Origin of the sequence: Brevibacterium sp. NPDC056726, from assembly GCF_042790515.1 — a bacterium.
GTDB classification, from domain to species: Bacteria; Actinomycetota; Actinomycetes; order Actinomycetales; family Brevibacteriaceae; genus Brevibacterium; species Brevibacterium sanguinis.
Genome location: NZ_JBHTYZ010000002.1, coordinates 207,983 through 225,256 on the forward strand (window position 1 = coordinate 207,983; position 17,274 = coordinate 225,256).

11 protein-coding genes are annotated in these 17,274 nt (G+C 69.5%); 7 read left to right on the plus strand and 4 right to left on the minus strand.

Features of this window, described 5'->3' with window-relative positions:
* Window position 1: 1 nt before the first annotated feature.
* From ACFQ91_RS04400 to manA, 4 genes are all read left to right on the plus strand, one after another.
* Window positions 2-1,150 carry an acyl-CoA dehydrogenase family protein gene (locus tag ACFQ91_RS04400; RefSeq protein WP_198498375.1) on the plus strand — a complete coding sequence of 383 codons (1,149 nt, stop codon included), beginning with the start codon at window positions 2-4 and terminating at the stop codon, window positions 1,148-1,150.
* Window positions 1,151-1,400: 250 nt separating this feature from the next.
* Window positions 1,401-2,900 carry an LCP family protein gene (locus tag ACFQ91_RS04405; RefSeq protein WP_198498376.1) on the plus strand — a complete coding sequence of 500 codons (1,500 nt, stop codon included), beginning with the start codon at window positions 1,401-1,403 and terminating at the stop codon, window positions 2,898-2,900.
* Window positions 2,901-3,267: 367 nt separating this feature from the next.
* Complete coding sequence (locus ACFQ91_RS04410) at window positions 3,268-5,871, plus strand: NlpC/P60 family protein (RefSeq protein ID WP_249120890.1); 2,604 nt, start codon at window positions 3,268-3,270, stop codon at window positions 5,869-5,871.
* A gap of 215 nt (window positions 5,872-6,086) precedes the next feature.
* Window positions 6,087-7,409, plus strand: a complete 1,323-nt coding sequence (manA, locus tag ACFQ91_RS04415) for a mannose-6-phosphate isomerase, class I (RefSeq protein WP_232623548.1) — start codon at window positions 6,087-6,089, stop codon at window positions 7,407-7,409.
* Window positions 7,410-8,125: 716 nt separating this feature from the next.
* Here the strand turns inward: manA and ACFQ91_RS04420 are convergent.
* The 4 genes from ACFQ91_RS04420 to ACFQ91_RS04435 are packed head-to-tail and all read right to left on the minus strand — an operon-like array spanning window position 8,126 to window position 11,507.
* Window positions 8,126-8,791 carry a CoA transferase subunit B gene (locus tag ACFQ91_RS04420; RefSeq protein ID WP_198498378.1) on the minus strand — a complete coding sequence of 222 codons (666 nt, stop codon included), beginning with the start codon at window positions 8,789-8,791 and terminating at the stop codon, window positions 8,126-8,128.
* Window positions 8,792-8,803: 12 nt separating this feature from the next.
* A complete protein-coding gene (locus tag ACFQ91_RS04425) occupies window positions 8,804-9,592 on the minus strand; it encodes a CoA transferase subunit A (RefSeq protein WP_198498379.1) in 789 nt (262 codons plus the stop codon).
* Entirely contained in the window at window positions 9,580-10,332 is a 753-nt protein-coding gene (locus ACFQ91_RS04430) for a hypothetical protein (protein WP_198498380.1), read from the minus strand. Before ACFQ91_RS04430 ends, ACFQ91_RS04425 begins: the two co-directional genes overlap by 13 nt.
* Window positions 10,333-10,367: 35 nt before the next feature.
* Window positions 10,368-11,507 carry a coenzyme F420-0:L-glutamate ligase gene (locus ACFQ91_RS04435; protein ID WP_232623549.1) on the minus strand — a complete coding sequence of 380 codons (1,140 nt, stop codon included), beginning with the start codon at window positions 11,505-11,507 and terminating at the stop codon, window positions 10,368-10,370.
* A gap of 499 nt (window positions 11,508-12,006) precedes the next feature.
* Here ACFQ91_RS04435 and ACFQ91_RS04440 point away from each other — a divergent pair, with 499 nt between their 5' ends.
* The 3 genes from ACFQ91_RS04440 to ACFQ91_RS04450 are packed head-to-tail and all read left to right on the plus strand — an operon-like array spanning window position 12,007 to window position 17,272.
* Window positions 12,007-12,267 (plus strand): WhiB family transcriptional regulator, encoded by a 261-nt coding sequence (locus tag ACFQ91_RS04440; protein WP_332839545.1) that lies wholly within the window; start codon window positions 12,007-12,009, stop codon window positions 12,265-12,267.
* Window positions 12,264-15,818, plus strand: coding sequence for a glycosyl transferase (locus ACFQ91_RS04445; protein ID WP_198498382.1), 3,555 nt, complete (start codon window positions 12,264-12,266; stop codon window positions 15,816-15,818). The genes ACFQ91_RS04440 and ACFQ91_RS04445 overlap by 4 nt, the downstream gene beginning before the upstream one ends.
* Window positions 15,815-17,272 carry a DUF5719 family protein gene (locus ACFQ91_RS04450; protein ID WP_198498383.1) on the plus strand — a complete coding sequence of 486 codons (1,458 nt, stop codon included), beginning with the start codon at window positions 15,815-15,817 and terminating at the stop codon, window positions 17,270-17,272. The genes ACFQ91_RS04445 and ACFQ91_RS04450 overlap by 4 nt, the downstream gene beginning before the upstream one ends.
* Window positions 17,273-17,274: the final 2 nt, after the last annotated feature.

Genomic DNA, 17,274 nt, shown 5'->3' on the forward strand with positions numbered 1-17,274 from the left:
GATGTTCGACCTCTACCAGCCCAGTGAAGAGCACGAAGAGATCCGCGCGGCGGTGCGCGACGTCGTCGAGAAGCGGATCGCCCCCTTCGCGGCCGAGGTCGACGCCGAGTCCCGGTACCCGCAGGAAGCCCACGACGCGCTCGTCGAGACCGACTTCTTCGCCGCGCACATCCCCGAGCAGTACGGGGGAGTCGGGGCCGACGCGCTCGCGGTCGCGATCATCATCGAAGAGGTCGCGCGCGCCTGCGCCTCGTCCTCGCTCATCCCCGCGGTCAACAAGCTCGGCAGCATGCCCGTCCAGCTCGGCGGCGACGATGCGATCAAGGAGAAGTACCTCACCCCCGTCGCCCGCGGCGAGGCCGGGTTCTCCTACGGGCTCTCCGAACGCGAGGCCGGCTCCGACACCGCCTCGATGAAGACGCGGGCGACCCGTGACGGCGACGACTGGATCCTCAACGGCGTGAAGACGTGGATCACCAACGCCGGCGTCTCCGAGTACTACACGGTGATGGCCGTGACCGATCCCGACGGAGCCCGCGGACGCAACATCTCCGCGTTCGTCGTCGAGAAGTCCGACGAGGGCTTCACGTTCGGTGAGAAGGAGCGCAAGCTCGGCATCAAAGGCTCCCCGACCCGGGAGCTGCTCTTCGACAACGTCCGACTGCCCGGCGACCGCATCGTCGGCGCCCCGGGGGAGGGCCTGAAGATCGCGCTGCGCACCCTCGACCACACGCGCGTGACGATCGCCGCCCAGGCCATCGGCATCGCCCAGGGCGCCCTCGACTACGCGCTGGGCTACGTCAAGGAGCGCCAGCAGTTCGGCAAGCGCATCGCCGACTTCCAGGCCATCCAGTTCATGCTCGCCGACATGGGCATGAAGCTCGAGGCCGCACGCCAGCTCACCTACACCGCGGCGGCGAAGAGCGAGCGCGGCGACGCCGACCTCACGTACTTCGGGGCCGCCGCGAAGGCGTTCGCCTCCGATGCCGCGATGGAGATCACGACCGACGCCGTCCAGCTCCTCGGCGGGGCCGGCTACGTCGTCGACCACCCCGTCGAGCGGATGATGCGCGACGCGAAGATCACCCAGATCTACGAGGGCACGAACCAGATCCAGCGCCTCGTCATGGGTCGCCAGCTGCTCGGCTGAGACCCGGTGCGCCCGCTGTCGGCCCGACGTGTCGGCGGCGGGCGTCGGCGTGCCCGCTGGGGGCTGTCACCAGCGTGTGAGGAGTATCACTCGGCCGCCGCGACATGCGCAGATCCCAGGTGCGGGAATCCACGGCATCCACGCGACACAATGGATGAACACAGTGGACTCTGACGAAGCTTTGGCAGAGTGGTCACTGGCGCGGCCGCGAACGGCTGCTGCGAGAAGCGCGTGAGACGAAGGTGAGGCAGTGGCCGAAACGAGATACATCGACCCCATTCACTTCCCGTCGTACGCCTCGCAGCCGACGAGGGACGTCCGTGCGTGGTTGCTGCTTCTCGTCACCATCCTCCTGCCCGGCGGTGTCCAGCTGCTCTTCCGCAGCCGGCGCTGGGCGCGGATCTCGCTGTCGATCACCGCGCTCAGCTGGCTGCTCTTCATCGTCGCCGTCATCGCGATCCTCATCAACCGCACGTTCGCGTTCACGATCGGGACGAACCCGATCATCCTCACATTCCTCACGCTCTGGGTGCCCATCGTCGGGCTCAACTGGTTCGTCTGCCTCGTCGACACGATTCGCCGCATCCGGCTGGTGACGCTGTCGAAGAAGGCCCGTCCGCGCTTCCTCGCCGCCTTCTGCGCCCTCGTCCTCATCGTCGTCGGGCCGCTGGCGTGGGGCACGAACATGCTCAACAGCCAGCGCGGACTCGTCAGCGACCTCTTCGCCTCCGGGAAGGTCGCGAAGCCCGTCGACGGGCGCTACAACATCCTGCTCCTCGGCTCGGACGCCGGCAAGGGCAGGACCGGCATCCGACCCGACTCGCTGTCTCTTGTCTCGATCGATGCGGAGACCGGCAAGACCGTCATCATCGGCCTGCCGCGCAACATGCAGAACGTTCCCTTCGCCGAGGGCTCACCCCTGGCCTCGGTCTACCCGCAGGGCTTCAACTGCGGCAGCGAATGCCTGCTCAACGCCGTGTTCCAGCAGGGTGAGAAGTACAAGGACCGGTTCGAGGACCCGGAGCGGGCCGGCGAGCAGGCGACGATGGACGCCGTGTCCGCCGTCACCGGCCTTGAGGTCCAGTACTACGCGATGATCAACCTCAAGGGCTTCGAGAACCTCATCGACTCCCTCGGCGGGATCACCATCGTCTCGGGCAAACGCGTCCCGATCTCCTCGAAGGTCGACCCGACGACGGGCAAGCACGGGCCGGTCAAGGGGTGGATCGAGCCCGGGGAGCAGAAGCTCGACGGCTTCAACGCCCTCTGGTACGCCCGTTCCCGTGAGTTCTCGAGCGACTACGAGCGGATGATCCGGCAGCGGTGCGTCCAGGAGGCGATGGTCAAGCAGCTCGACCCGGCCACGGTGCTCACCCGCTACCAGGACATCGCGAAGGCGACCCCCGGAGCCCTGTCGACGGACATCCCGTCCTCACAGGTCGACTCGTTCGTCGATCTCGCGCTCAAGGTCAAGAGCCAGAAGATCGAGTCGCTTGACCTCACTCCGCCGCGCGTGACACCATCACAACCGGACTTCGCCGAAGCCCGTCGCCTGGTTGCCGAGAAGATCGATGCCGCCTCCAGGGACGCTGAGAAGCAGACCGAGGCGCTCGCGATGCCGGCAGGCGTCGGGGCGGGCGTGTCCGCGGGCATCGGCACCGGTGCCTCGGTGACGGCCTCCGGGGCCGGTGACACCACTCCTGACGAGGGCGAAGAGGCCGACGCACGGGCGATCTGCTACGTCCCGTGACGCTCCGGCGACCCGGTCGATGACGACCTGAGAACGTCCCGGCGAAAAAACTTTCGCACGGTGTGTCGCCTGCCAACACTGGGAACCACACCGGTGTAATTATCTTCATTCGTTATTTTTCCACTCTGACACGCCGGAAATGTGTAACAATTTTGAGATGTTGGGGTCGCCCACCGTATGCCGACGGTGAAGTGGACTCCCGGGCCTGAACTTCCCTGACTTCCTCGAAAAGGCTGTAACGATGAAATACATACTGCCCACAGTCGCGGGCTGCGCCTCTGTCGCACTCGTCGGCACCTTAGCGGTCACGGCGACGGACGCCTTTGCTGCCACCGTCGAACCGGAAGTGACCCAAGAAGCGCTCAATGTGAGCGAAGACGGACTCGACGTCCCCGGCGCGCGCGATTCGAGCAGCGCCGAGGCGAGCGTCTCCAACCAGAGCGCGACCAACCTTCCCGACATCTTCAAGTCCCAGTCGGCGCTGGCCGCCGCGCAGGTGCCTGAGACCGTCAACGTGAGCGCTCAGCCGGTCGCTGCGACCGTCGCCCCCACCTCGGCGGGCCTGACCTCCCCGGAGGGATCGCAGACTCCCGCACCGGCCGAGGGCACCGCCCCCGCCGAGTCCGGCGATGCCGGTGACGGCGGAGAGGCCGCCCAGGAGCCCACCGAGGGCTCGACCCCCGCCGACGACGCGCAGGACGACGAGGACATCTCCGGCACGGTGCGTCAGAAGACCGAGGACGGCGTCAACATCGCGCTCATCTCCGACGTCCTCGACGTGCCCACGAAGAACCCGAGCCTCGTCGGAGTCACCTTCGCCGATGCGCCGAGCACGATCCGCATCCAGGTGCGCGTCAAGAGCGACTCCGGGTGGGGATCCTGGCAGGATCTCGACGAGGACAAGCAGGAGGAGGCGAAGAACGAGGGCTCCGAGCCGTTCACCGTCAACGAGGCCAGCGGCGTGCAGCTGCGCATCCTCGGCGACAAGGCGCCCACGGATGCCGAACTCGTCCTCGTCGACCCCAAGTTCTCCGAAGCCGACGCGCAGGCGGTCGCGGACAACGCGCCCGTCCAGATCGATCCGGCCGCCTCGACCGACGAGTCCGGCTCGACCGCACCCGCCGTCGACGAATCCGGCACCACCGACACCGGCGCGACCGATGCCACGACGGTGTCGGCGACCGGTGCGGCCACGGTGACGACGCAGAACTACGTGCCCGGTGACGCGCAGGTCAACACCGTCGCGAAGTCGGCCAAGGTGCCCAAGCCCGACATCGCCTCGCGGAAGTCGTGGGGAGCGAAGTCGTACAAGGGCAGCCCCAGCTACGCGAGCAGCATCAAGCAGGCCGTCGTCCACCACACCTCGGGATCGAACAGCTACTCGGCTGAGGACGTTCCCGGCATCATCCGCGGCATCCAGACCTTCCACCAGAAGGGACGCGGATGGTCCGACATCGGATACAACGTCGTCGCCGACAAGTACGGTCGCCTGTGGCAGGCCCGTGACGGTGACATCTCGAAGGCCGTGGTCGGCGCTCACACCTCCGGTCACAACACCGGCACCTTCGGCATCTCGGTGCTCGGCACGTACAACAGCTCGGCTCCGCCGAAGGTCACCCGCGACGCCGTCGCCTCGGCGATCGCGTGGAAGTTCTCGATGTACGGACTGACGGCGAGCAAGTCGACGCTCGTCGGCCACCGCGACCTCGGCAGCACCGACTGCCCGGGCGATGCGTTCTACGCGAAGCTCGGCGAGGTCCGCGACACCGTCAACAACATCCTCAAGTCCGGCGATCTGCCCTCGGACAGCAGCGATGACGGCAAGAACGAGACCCCGAAGCCGGCACCGCAGACCGCGATCGAGAAGTACGCCGCGGACAACAACCTCGGCAAGGCCACCGGCAGCGAGTACGACGTCAAGGGCGTCGACGGCGCCAAGGCCCGCAACTACGAGAAGGGCGTCGTCTACTGGTCGCAGAAGACCGGCGCGTACCACGTCACCGGGGCGATCGCCTCGGCGTACAAGGGTGAGGCCATCACCCAGCTGGGGCTGCCCGTGAGCACGGAGAAGGGCGGCCTCAAGGGCGGGGGCGTCTACCAGACGTTCTCGAAGGGCTCGTTCCACTGGTCGCCCCAGACCGGGGCGGCCTACACCACCGGAACCCTGCTCAAGTACTGGAAGGACAAGGGCTACGAGCGCGGCCACCTCGGCTACCCGAAGTCCAACCCGGTGATCAAGGACGGCCGTGCCGAGCAGCTCTTCGAGGGAGCGAAGCTCGTGTGGGCCGAGGGCTACGGCACGACGGAGTTCTCCGCCAGGGGCTCGATCTCGGGCACCGCAGTCGATGAGAACGCGCCGGGCGACTCGCCCCCGCCGGGGGACAGCGCCGCCGATGGCGGTTCGGGTGCAGACTCCGGGGAAGGTGCTGCAGCCGACGGAAACGCGAACGGATCAGACAACGGCTCCGACAACGGCGGTTCGACCGATGAGCCGACGCAGGAGCCCACCCCTTCGGATCCGCCGAAGGAAGAGCCCAAGCCGACCGAGCCTCCGAAGGAGGAGCCGAAGCCCACTGAGCCGCCCAAGGAGGACAAGCCCTCGAAGGAGGAGCAGATCCAGGCGCAGCGGGACAAGGTCATCGAACAGGCGAAGAAGTACGTCGGGACCAAGTACGTCTGGGGCGGGACCACGCCGAACGGCTGGGACTGCTCGGGCTACACCCAGTACGTCTACGGCAAGGCGGGCATCGATCTGCCGCGCACGACTAGCCAGCAGCGCAATGCCGGCAAGGAGATCTCGATCAAGGACGCCAAGCCCGGCGACCTCATCTGGATCCCCGGTCACATCGGAATCATCTCCGAGACCAAGGGCCAGATGTACGACGCGGGTTCGACGCGGACGAACACGACGAAGCGCAGCTACGAGTGGATGCTCAGCCGCGGCGCCAAGGTCATCCGGGTCATCGGCTGATCATCGCGCAGTGATCACTGGGGAGTGACCACATCGGCAGCGGCCCCGAGACGCACCCGCGTCTCGGGGCCGCTGGCGTGTGTGCGGTGAACACTGTGTGACCGGGCCTGAACAGAAAGTGAAGTCACGGCGTCATCGCGGAATTCCGGCAGGCGCACACGCTACGGTTGAGGGATGGATGCGCGAGAGCGCACGGACGATTCGCAGGAGAGGTGATGCCAGTGCGTCGGCTGCACAACACCGTGAAGAACTTCGACTGGGGCACCCCGGACGCGATTCCCGCGATCCTCGGCACCGTCCCGGACGGCACGCCGTGCGCCGAACTCTGGCTGGGAGCGCACCCGCTCAGCCCCTCACGACTCGAACTCTCCGCCGCCCAGGGCACCCACGGGGCGGTCGGCTACGGACACGTCGGCTCGTCCTCGTCCGTCGATGTCCGCACCTCCGGGCGACTCGACCTCGGGCCCAACCTCATCGAATACATCGCCGGTGATCCCGAGGGACTTCTCGGACGCGACTCGCTCGAGGTCTTCGGGCCGCGTCTGCCCTTCCTCCTCAAGGTCCTCTCCGCGGAGAAGGCGCTGTCGATCCAGGTCCACCCCACCCCGGAGCAGGCCGCTGCCGGCTTCACCCGGGAGGAGGAGACGGGGCCGGATCTCGACGCTCCCGACCGCAACTACAAGGACGCCTCGGCGAAGCCCGAGCTCATCTACGCCCTCACCGAGTTCCACGCCCTCTCCGGCTTCCGCCCGCGCAAGGCCGTGCGGGCGACTTTCGAGCGGTTCCTCTCCCTGTCGCTGTCGGCGTCCTCGCTCGACCTCCTCGGCGAGATCCTCGCGTCGCTCAAGGCGCTCAGCGATGCCAAGGCGTTCGCGCGGACGGTCGAGCTCATCCTCGGCGACGACCGCGCGCCGGGACTCGTCGCGGAGATCGCGAGCCAGGACTTCGCGACCCCGCCGCGCGGGCACGCCTCCCAGCTCGGCACGGCCGTCGACCCGATGCAGACCTTCGTCGAGCTCGTCACCGACTATCCGGACGATCCCGGTGTCCTCGTCGCGCTCATGCTCTGCCGCGTCCACCTCCAGCCGGGCGAGGCGCTCGCGATGGAATCGGGGATCCTCCACGCCTACCTCGGCGGGACGGGCATCGAGATCATGGCCTCGAGCGACAACGTCCTGCGCGGGGGCCTGACGAGCAAGCACGTCGACATCCCCGAGCTCACCCGGATCGCGACGTTCACGGCCGCGCCCCCGCAGCTGCTCGAGCCCGACCGCGACGGCGTCCTCACCGGTGCGACCGAGGACTTCGCTCTCCAGGCCCTGCGGTGCCCGCGCCTGAAGCGCATCGACCGGCGCGGGGCGGCCATCGTGCTGTGCACCTCGGGGACGATCACCCTGACGTCGGTGGGGAACTCAACGACCCTGACGCGTGGGCAGAGCGTCTTCGTCGGCGCCAACGAACCCGCCGTCACGGCCGACGGTCACGGAGACCTCTTCGTCGCGACCACCGGACTCGATCGCGCGCTGCCCTTCGCCTGAGGCTGCCTCGCACCTCAGGTTTCCCCTCTACTGAGGCTGCCTCGCTCCTGAGCGGAGCGCGCGGGCGAACCCTGTCCCTGGAGCGGCTTTCACTACCCGTGCACACGGTGTGTTCGGGGCTGCGGGTGCCTCTCGGCGAGCCCAGTGTTGTGTGTGGGGCTGAGGGTTGTGCGTGACGTGCTGCGTTGTCAGGGCGGCTCCGGGTTGTGCGTGGCGAGCTGAGCGGCGCGTGATCGAGCGCGTTTCCGGCATCCCGCCTGTGGAGCGGCTTTCACTACCCGCGCACGCGGTGTGTTCGGGGCTGTGGGTGCCTCTCGGCGAGCCCAGTGTTGTGTGTAAAGCTGCGGGTTGTTCGTGACGGGTTGCGTTGTCGGTGCGGCTCCGGGTTGTACGTGACGAGCTGAGCGGCACGTGATCGAGCGCGTTTCCGGCATCCCGCCTGTGGAGCGGCTTTCACTACCCGTGCACGCGGTGTGTTCGCGGCTGCGGGTGCCTCTCGGCAAGCCCAGTGTTGTGTGTGGGGCTGCGCGTTGTGTGTAGAGCCCAGGGTTGTGCGTGAGGCCACGAGTTGCGTGTGAGGGTCGGCGTTGTCGGTGCGGATGCGGACTGCGATTTACGGGTCCGGGCTGCGCGTGGCGGGCTGCGGCGGGACAGCGCACAAGGCCGCCGCGCACCGACACTCCGAAGGAGCGTCAGTGGGCAGCGGCGCGCGCGACTCAGACGTCGGGGACGGTGATGGTTGCGACGTCGTCGGGGACGACCACCTCGGCGCCGGTCTTCTCCTTGACCTCCTCGACGGTGACTCCCGGTGCGAGCTCGACGAGGGTGAAGGCATCACCGGTGACGTCGAGGACGGCGAGGTCGGTGATGACGCGTTCGACGACGCCCTTGCCCGTCAGCGGCAGGTCGCAGGCGCCGAGCAGCTTGTGCGTGCCGTCCTTTGCGACATGGTCCATGACGACGATGACGCGCTTGGCGCCGTGGACGAGGTCCATCGCCCCGCCCATGCCCTTGACCATCTTGCCGGGGATCATCCAGTTCGCGATGTCGCCGTTGACCGCGACCTGCATCGCGCCGAGGATCGCGGCATCGATCTTGCCGCCGCGGATCATGCCGAAGCTCGCCGCCGAATCGAAGTACGAGGCGCCCGGCAGCATCGTCACGGTCTCCTTGCCCGCGTTGATGAGGTCGGGGTCGAGTTCGTCCTCGGTCGGGTACGGACCGACGCCGAGGAGGCCGTTCTCCGACTGGAGAACGAGCCGCACACCGTCGGGCACGTAGTTCGGGACGAGGGTCGGCATGCCGATGCCGAGGTTGACGTAGCTGCCGTCGGCGAGCTCCTGCGCCGCGCGCGCGGCCATCTGGTTGCGTGTCAGTGCCATGGTGGGCTCTCCTCAGGCGTTCGCGGCGGTCGGGGTCGGACGGAGGGTGCGCTTCTCGATCGGCTTGTCGGCGATCTGCTCCGCCGTCAGCGGGACGACGCGGTGGACGAAGACACCGGGCAGATGCACCTCGTCGGGATCGATGTCACCGGGTTCGACGAGCTTCTCGACCTCGGCGATCGTGATCCGACCGGCCTGCGCGGCCGGCGGATTGAAGTTGCGGGCCGAGGAGTGGAAGACGAGATTCCCGTCGCGGTCGCCGACGGCGGCGCGGACGAGGGCGTAGTCGGGGGCGAGCGACTCCTCGAGGACGTAGGTCTGCTCCTCGCCGAAGGTGTCGAAGACCCGGGTGTCCTTCGCCGGGGACTCCTTGATGACGTTGCCGTCCGCGTCGTACTTCCACGGCATGCCGCCCTCGGCGACCTGGGTGCCGGCGCCGGTGATCGTGTAGAACGCGGGGATGCCCGCACCGCCGGCGCGCAGCTTCTCCGCGAGCGTGCCCTGCGGGGTGAGCTCGACCTCGAGCTCACCGGAGAGGTACTGCCGGGCGAACTCCTTGTTCTCCCCGACATAGGACGCGATGATCCGCCGGATCCGATGGTCGGCGAGCAGCACCCCGAGCCCGCGGCCGTCGACGCCCGCGTTGTTCGAGATCACCTCGAGGTCCGTCGTCCCCTGTTCCCTGATCGCGCGGATGAGGAATTCCGGGACTCCGACGACCCCGAATCCGCCCACGGCGATCGACGATCCATCGGCAATATCGGCCACTGCTTCTGCGGGCGTGTCAACTACTTTGTCCATGTCCCCAGTCTGCCACGGACCTCACCGAGCTCCCGTGCGAGGTCCGCGATGCGAGCCTCATCGACTCCCGTGCCGAGCACGGTCTCACCCCCGCCGAGGAGGTGGCCCAGCAGGTCCGGCCACTGGTCCTCCTGCGGGGTCGAGTGGGAGACGAGGATCCCCGCGGGGGGACCCGCGGAACCGGTGGTCATCGCCGCGGTCCACGGGATCTCCGTCGTCCCCGCAGCCCCGAGGACGGCGAGGGTGCCCGAGCCGTCGAGGCGGCGCGGGGTGACGTCGGGATACGCCCGGATCGCGGAGTTGACGTCGATGAAGTCGGCATCGACCGGAGTGCTCAGCGCCAGTGCCGGGGGATTGAAGACGAAGATCTCCTCCGCCGAGGCGATCGCCGGGTCCGACTCGAACCCGACCGGGACGAGCGCGTGGAAGTCCCCGTCCGGGACGGCCGAGATGCTGCCGCCGGCTGAAGCGGTGCCACCGGCATCGCCCTGCTCGCCGAGGACGACGCGGCCACCGGCGAGGAGGACGCTGAGGATCGCGACGAGTTCGCGCCAGTGGAGACCGCCGGGCAGCGGGACGAAGAGGGTGAAGTCGGGGCCGAGATCGTAGTCGCCGAAGAGACCGACTCCCTTATTCACCCAGTTCGCGATGACCGGGCCGGTGAGGTCGAGGGTGTCGAAGTCGGGCCCGCGCCAGAAGAGCACGGGACCGCCGGTGCCAGCGAGGCGGGTGAGATCCATCTGTCCTGCTTTCTCGAGCGTGTGCTGTCGGGGGATCAGTGCGTGCTGTCGGGGGAGAGGAGTCCGATGTCGATCGTCACTCCTCGCGGGAAGCTGCCGAGGTCCCCCTCGGCCCAATGCCACTTCGTCGTCGCGGAGAGGTCCTCGGCGAAGAGCGCGGTGTGCATGCGCTCGACGAGGGAGCCGAGTCCGACCATCGCTTCGAGGATCGGAGGTCCGTCGGCCTGCGTCGTCGCCGGGGAGGTCGAGGGGCTCATGATGATCCGCGAGCCCGACCCCTCGATGCGCATCCGCCAGGCCGCATGGCCGGGGGTGCGCGCGTTGCCGCCGCGGACGACGCGGATGGCCCGGGAGACGCGCTCGAGGATGTCGTCGCCGCCGTCCCCGGCGGGAGCACGGCCGGGTACGGTATCGACGCCGAGCCCGCGCTGGATCGCCTCGACGTGACCGAAGCGGAACCAGTCTTCGCCGAGGTCCCGGCACAGTGCCTTCGCTCCGCCGCCGCCGTTGTCGAGGTAGCCGCCGGCACCGCGGATCAGCGCCATCGGCAGACCGCGGGCGGCCCCCTTGACGAGGTCGGCGGCGGCGGCGATCTCATCGCCGACGGCGCGCACGGTCACCGTCTGCACGCGCCCGTCGTCGTCGGGCAGTCCGCGCTGGTCGTCGAGGCCGGAGAACCCGGAGAGGCCGAGCGCGATGTCTCCGACCCCGACGCGCCACGGCCGCGATGTCGTATCGGAGACGACGACGCCGATGCGCACCGCGAAGGCCTCCTCGACACGGGCGCGCAGCTGAGCGGCGGAATGGTCGGCGTCGGCGGGATGGAGGACGACGTCGCCGCCGGAGTTCGACTGGTCGAGACCGGCCGCGGCCTGCACCGTGCCGGCCTGAGTCCGCACGACCTGGACCGTCGTTCCCGACGCATAGCTGCGTTCGGCCACGAGGTGGGTCGAGGACGCTCGGACGAGGTCCTCGAACTCGGCGCGGTCAGCCACCGAGGTCAGTCTCCCGTCGGCCTTCGACACGACCTTCGAGGCGATGACGAGGATGTCGCCGTCCTTGAGATCGATGCGGTTGCGCCGCAGACTGGTGATGAGGATGCCCGCGAGGTCCGAACCGGGCCGGATGTCGTCGTCGAGGGGAGGCGCGTAGACGGTCAGCAGTCTGTCGTTCATGCCTGCTCGCGGACCGTCACCCTGGCTCATTCCTCCATATTCCCATCCCAGCCGAACGAATCCGAAATTCTCACGATCCCATCAGGTGGACACCATGGATTGTGGCAGGTGCGCATGCCGGTCCCCATATCTTGTGTTGGCGGCGCGTGTGTATGTGAAGATGTGTTCGAATACGCGGTTTCTCCCCGCTTGATTACTGCACGAGGGCTTGACTCAGCGGTAATGACACGCGTGTAATTTATACCTAAGGGGAACGCGCTTAGCACGAATTCTCGGATTCGCATGGCACAACACGCTGAGCGTGAGAAAGGGGAGAACCGTGCAGAGCGCACAGAGCAAGAGACTAGAGGATGAGGAGTTCGTCTCCGTACCGGGGGTGACCTCCCGCAGCGCCGGCGACTGGTTCGTCGAACCCGGCGCCCGCACACCGGACACGCTGCCGGACCCATTGGCGATCGATCCGAACGATCTCACACCGCTGCCCGTCGACGATGCGGCAGTGTCGCCGCTCTCGCTCCTCCTCGGCGCCGCCGAGGACGGCGAGCTGTCGTGGCAGGACCAGGCGCTGTGCGCCCAGACCGACCCTGAGGCGTTCTTCCCGGAGAAGGGCGGATCGACCCGCGAGGCCAAACGCGTCTGCGAGTCCTGCGAGGTCCGCTCCGAATGCCTCGACTACGCGCTGGCCAACGATGAGCGGTTCGGGATCTGGGGCGGCATGTCCGAGCGCGAACGCCGTCGGCTCAAGAAGCGAGTCGTGTGAGACCTGCCGTCACGGTCGTCGTCATCTCCGGCGACGACTCCCGCAAGGCCGAGCTCGAAACCACCCTGAGCAGGATCCACCCCGAGATCCCCGTCGTCGATCTCGGGGGCCTTGCCGTCTCCGAGGCGCTCGCCCTGCCGGCCGTCGCCGGCAGCGACTACCTCTGGTTCCTCACTCCCGACTCCCGCCCCGCGCCGGGGTGCCTCGACGAGCTCCTCGACGCGATGAGTGCTGCGGACTCGGTCGCGGCGGTCGGGCCGAAGCTCTTCAGCGGCGAGCGGATCGTCTCCGCCGGGGTGACGACCACCTCGGCGGGGGTGCGCGTCAATCCCGTCGGATCGGGAGAGCTCGACCAGGGACAGCGGGACGGGGAGTCCGAGACGCTCGCGCTCGACCTGCCCGGGATGCTCATCGCCACCGCCGACCTCGATCGCATCGGCGCTCCCAGCCGCGGACTCGGCCCGGCCTACCGCGGCATCGAATACTCCCGTCGCCTCCGCGACCTCGGCCGGCGGGTGGCCCTGGCCCCCGGCGCTCGACTCGACATCTCCGCCGCCGAGGCGGCCCAGCTCGGCACCTCGGCCAAGCCCCCGACCGCGCGAGCGCAGGTGCGCACCGAACAGCGCTACCGGCTCAGCCTCGCCCGGCCCGGCCTCGTCCGGCTGCTCATCATCCTGGCCGCCACCCAGCTCGGCGCCGGGCTCCTCTCCCTGCTCGGCAACGACGTCCGGACCGCCGGCTGGCGCTTCGCCGCGCTTGTCGGCCTGCCCGCCGACGTCCGCGCCACCGCCCGCCTGCGCCGGGCCAACGCGCGGCGCGGTCGGCTGGCGAAGCGCGCGAACACCGCGCACCTGAACTCCCTGTTCGCCGACCCCGAGGAACTCGCCGTCCACCGGCGCAGCATGGCGGCCCGCCGGACCGGAACCGGTGCCGGCGATGGGGACCACGACACCCTCGACGAGGCCGACCTCAACCAGGTCGGTGACACCGAGGAGGCCATCGACTCGTTCTCCCGCCTCGAGGTCAGCGGCGGCGCCGGCATCTTCACGCACCCGCTCTTCTTCCTCATCCTCGCCGCCGGTCTGCTCAGCGGTCTCGTCTCCCACCGGCTGCTCGGTCCCGGCCACCTCGTCGGGGGTGCGCTGGGGTCGACCGACATCGGCTACGGCGAGCTCGTCACCCGGCTCCTCGGCGGCTTCCTCGACGCCGGCACGGGCATCGACACCCCGGCCGATCCGCTCCAGCTCGTCCTCGCGGTGCTCGGTCTGCCGTTCCTCGGCAACCTCGACGTCACGGTCCGCGTCCTCATCCTCGCTGCCCCGATCGCGGCGGCGATCGCCGCCTACGCGTGCGCCGGGATCCTCGTGTCCCGCAAGTGGGTCCGCGGGTTCGCCGGCCTCCTCTGGCTCGTCGCCCCGCTCTTCGTCATGGGGCTGTCGACCGGCCGCCTCGGCGTCATCCTCATGTGGATCGCCGCACCACTGTTCATCATCGCTCTCACCCGCAGTCTGCGCACCGGTTCGGTCTCGGCGGCCGCGGCGGCCGGGCTGCTCCTCGTCGTCATCATCGCCGGCGTCCCGCTCATGCTTGTCGTCGGCCTCGTCCTCACGATCGCCCTCGTGCTCCGCCGGCGGGGTCTGCGTCATCTCTGGCTGCTCGTCCCGACCCTCGTGCTCACGTGGCCGTGGCTCGTCGGGGTCGTCACCCACCCCGGCACCCTCTTCGTCATGCCCGGTCAGACACTGTCCCCGGGCACCGCTCCGACGTACCTCCTCGCCGTCGGGTTCCCCGCCCCGCTCGATCCCACGTGGCTGACAGGGCTGCTCGAACCTCTCGGGGTGACCGGCGTCAGCCAGCTGTGGGCGCTCTTCATCGTCCTGCCGATGCTTCTGCTCGCCTTCCTCACCCTCATCGAGGCCCGCATCCCGCTCACGGTGCTGACCTGGGCTGTCGGGCTCTACCTCACCGGCCTCGTCGTCTCGATCATCCAGGCGCACCTGCCCGCCCAGGTCGGCCCGTTCGCGCTCATCGGGTCGTATCCCGCGGCCGGAGTGACGCTGACGAGCATCGGCGCGATCGCCCTGCTCGTCCTCGGCGCCGACCGCCTCACCGCAGCCCCGCGCAGCGTGTCCCGGGTCCCCCTGCGCGTGCTCACCGGCCTCGTCGCCGTCGCCGCCGTCGGCCTCGCCGTGCTCGGCGCCGGTCCCGCCTCCGAGTCGGTGTCGACGACGGAGGACGGCACCGTTCCCGCCCTCGCCGCCGACCGGGCCGCCGGCCCCACGGAAGCCCGCACGCTGCGCCTCGACGCCGTCGACGGCGAGGTTCTCGCCACCCTGCTCTCGACCGCTGACGGCACCGTCATCGGCACCTCGACCGTGGCCTCCGCCGAGGCGGTCGGCGGTCCGCCGTGGGAGCGCCGGCCGCTGCCCATCGGTGAGGACGACGTCCTCGTCGCCCAGGCCGCGGCCGCGCTGTCGGCCGACGACGCCGGCGACGTCCGCGAGCTGCTCGGCCGCCTCGGCGTCGATTTCGTCCTCGTCGACGAGGACGACGCCGCGCTGCGCTCCTCCGTGGCCGCAGCGACCGGCCTCGTCGAGGTCGGACCGACGGAGGCGGGTGTGCTCTGGAACGTCGACAAGCCCTACAGCGGCCGCTTCCTCGTCCGCGAACCCGACGGCACGCTGTCGACGGCACCGCGCACCGGGGAGACGATCGACATCGCGCCCGGCGCGGACGGTCGCACGCTTGTCGTCGCCGAAACCGCCCACGGGATGACGGCGAAGATCGACGGAGAGGACCTCCCGCGTCCGGCCGAGCCGGATCAGGCATGGGATGAGGAGTTCACCCTCCCGGCTGCCGGCGGCACCGTCGAACTCGACGATTCGTCACCGCTGATGACGACGGGAGTCATCGCCGGCTGGGTGCTCGGACTCCTCTGCCTCATCGTCGCCCTGCCCATCGGCAGTCGCCGCCCCACCCCGAACCGGGCCGTGCGGCGCGGCGCGCCGGCGACCGCTCGAGGGGAATCCGGGACCGCGGACCAACCTGGGATCTCGGCGGACGGGTCTGACACTGCAGAGGCGTCCGCAGGCGCGGAGAACAGGGACTCCTCTGCGACCTCCGAGACCGAGACCGCTGAGACCGGGTCCGCGTCGGCGCAGCGACCGTCGGGAGGTGCCGCCGAGGCGGATGCCGCCGACACCGGGAGCGCCGCGGACACGGGGAGCGCTGCGGACACGGGGAGCGCTGCGGCGGACCCGCAGCCGGCGGCCATGACGCGGCGCGGTCGGCGGGCGAAATCCGGTCGCCGCGCTAAGTCAGGCCGCCGCGCTGAATCAGGAAACCGCGCGACGACCGCGCCGCAGCACGGGGAGTCGACACCGGACGCTGAGAGCCCCGACTCTGAGGGCACCCGCGCAGAGAACACCGCGCTACAGGACACCGAGGCACAAAGCGTCCACGCTGAGGGCACCCACCCAGACGACACCGCAGCACGGGACGGCTCGTCGGCTGACGGTGCCGCATCGGACAGGTCGGAGGAGAGAGCATGAGGCTCGGCCGCAGCACCGTGACATTCGCAGCGATCGCCGTTCCCGGCATCCTCATCGCCACGACGTCGTTCCTCACCCCGCTGCCCGCGGGCACGCTCAGTCGCAGCCCCGAACAGGTGCGCATGCCGACCGCGGACACCCAGGTGATCTGCCCCGGACCGCTGCTCACCGACCAGGCCGCCGAGGGCACCGACGCCGAGTTCGTCGACGACTCGAACGTCAGCACCCGCGTCGTCTCCGCGACCGCCCCGATCAGCGCCGCCGACGGCTCTGTGAGCGCCTCCCGCCTCCAGGTGGCCACCCTCGGCGGGTCTCCGGACTTCGACAACCCCGCATCAGGAGGATTCGTCTCCGGCGACGACCCGGTCGAGAACACGAAGATCATCACCGGCTTCGCCCGACCCGGTGCCCCCGCCCTGACCACGGCGCTCGAGACCGTCGAAGGCACCTCCGGGGACCTCACGGGGCTCGCCACGCTGACGTGCGCGGCACCGGCGGCGAACTTCCGGATCGTCGCCGGATCGGGTGAGGCGGGATCGAACTCGCAGCTGCTCCTGAGCAACCCCGGCAGCGTCCCCGTCCAGGCCCAGGTCCAGGTGATGACTCCCTCGGGATCGCGGGGCGAGCCGACCGAACTGAGCATCCGCGCGGGCTCCCAGCGGGCCGTCCGCCTCGCCGGCCTCGCCGCGGGCGCCCCCGAACTCGCCGTCGACGTCTCCGTCGACGGGGGAGTCCTCGCCGGGTCGATCCAGGAGACAAAGCTCGACGGGCTCACCCCGCAGGGCATCGACCTCGCCGCGCCGGGGGCGCCGGCCGCGAACCAGCAGGTCCTCACGGGACTCGACGGCAGGAGCGTGCGCGTGCGCGTGGCCAACCCCGGTGATGACCTCGCCGAGGTGGCCCTCAAGGCCTACGGTCCCGACGGGGAGGTCGACATCCCCCGGTCGGCGCTCACCGTCGTCGCCGGGGGCGTCGCCGAGGCCGACCTCGGCGAGCTCGCCGCCACGAGCCTCGTCCTCGATTCCGACCAGCCCGTCCAGGCCACCGCATCCGTGGCGACGAACCCCGACGGGGGAGCGGGCGACTTCGCGACGATCACCGCCACCGAAGGCCTCGCCGACGCTCAGCTCATGGCCCTGCCGCGGACCGGGACCGCGCAGCTCTTCCTCTCCCCGGGGCAGGGGCAGGTGCAGGTCAGCGGCATGCTCGACGACGGCAGCCTGACCGACCCGCGCGTCGTCGACCTCAACCCGACCGCGACGACGACCCTGGCCCCGGCCGAGGTCTCCGCCGAGGCGGTGCGCGCCCTCGTCATCAGCGGACAGGGCGCTGCCGGGGCAGCGGCCGACGGCGTCCACGCGAGCCTCCTCGTGACCTCGGATTCCGGGGTCTCCGCGGTCATGCCCGCGCCGGCCCCGGCCGGCGTCGCCTACCGCGACATCCGGCTCGACTGAGG

What these genes read in the sequence shown, in the direction of transcription:
- ACFQ91_RS04420 (WP_198498378.1), bottom strand. Translation starts at nt 8,791, where the DNA reads ATGGCACTGACACGCAACCAGATGGCCGCGCGCGCGGCGCAGGAGCTC.
- manA (WP_232623548.1), top strand. Translation starts at nt 6,087, where the DNA reads ATGCCAGTGCGTCGGCTGCACAACACCGTGAAGAACTTCGACTGGGGC.
- ACFQ91_RS04435 (WP_232623549.1), bottom strand. Translation starts at nt 11,507, where the DNA reads ATGAACGACAGACTGCTGACCGTCTACGCGCCTCCCCTCGACGACGAC.
- ACFQ91_RS04450 (WP_198498383.1), top strand. Translation starts at nt 15,815, where the DNA reads ATGAGGCTCGGCCGCAGCACCGTGACATTCGCAGCGATCGCCGTTCCC.
- ACFQ91_RS04425 (WP_198498379.1), bottom strand. Translation starts at nt 9,592, where the DNA reads ATGGACAAAGTAGTTGACACGCCCGCAGAAGCAGTGGCCGATATTGCC.
- ACFQ91_RS04400 (WP_198498375.1), top strand. Translation starts at nt 2, where the DNA reads ATGTTCGACCTCTACCAGCCCAGTGAAGAGCACGAAGAGATCCGCGCG.
- ACFQ91_RS04430 (WP_198498380.1), bottom strand. Translation starts at nt 10,332, where the DNA reads ATGGATCTCACCCGCCTCGCTGGCACCGGCGGTCCCGTGCTCTTCTGG.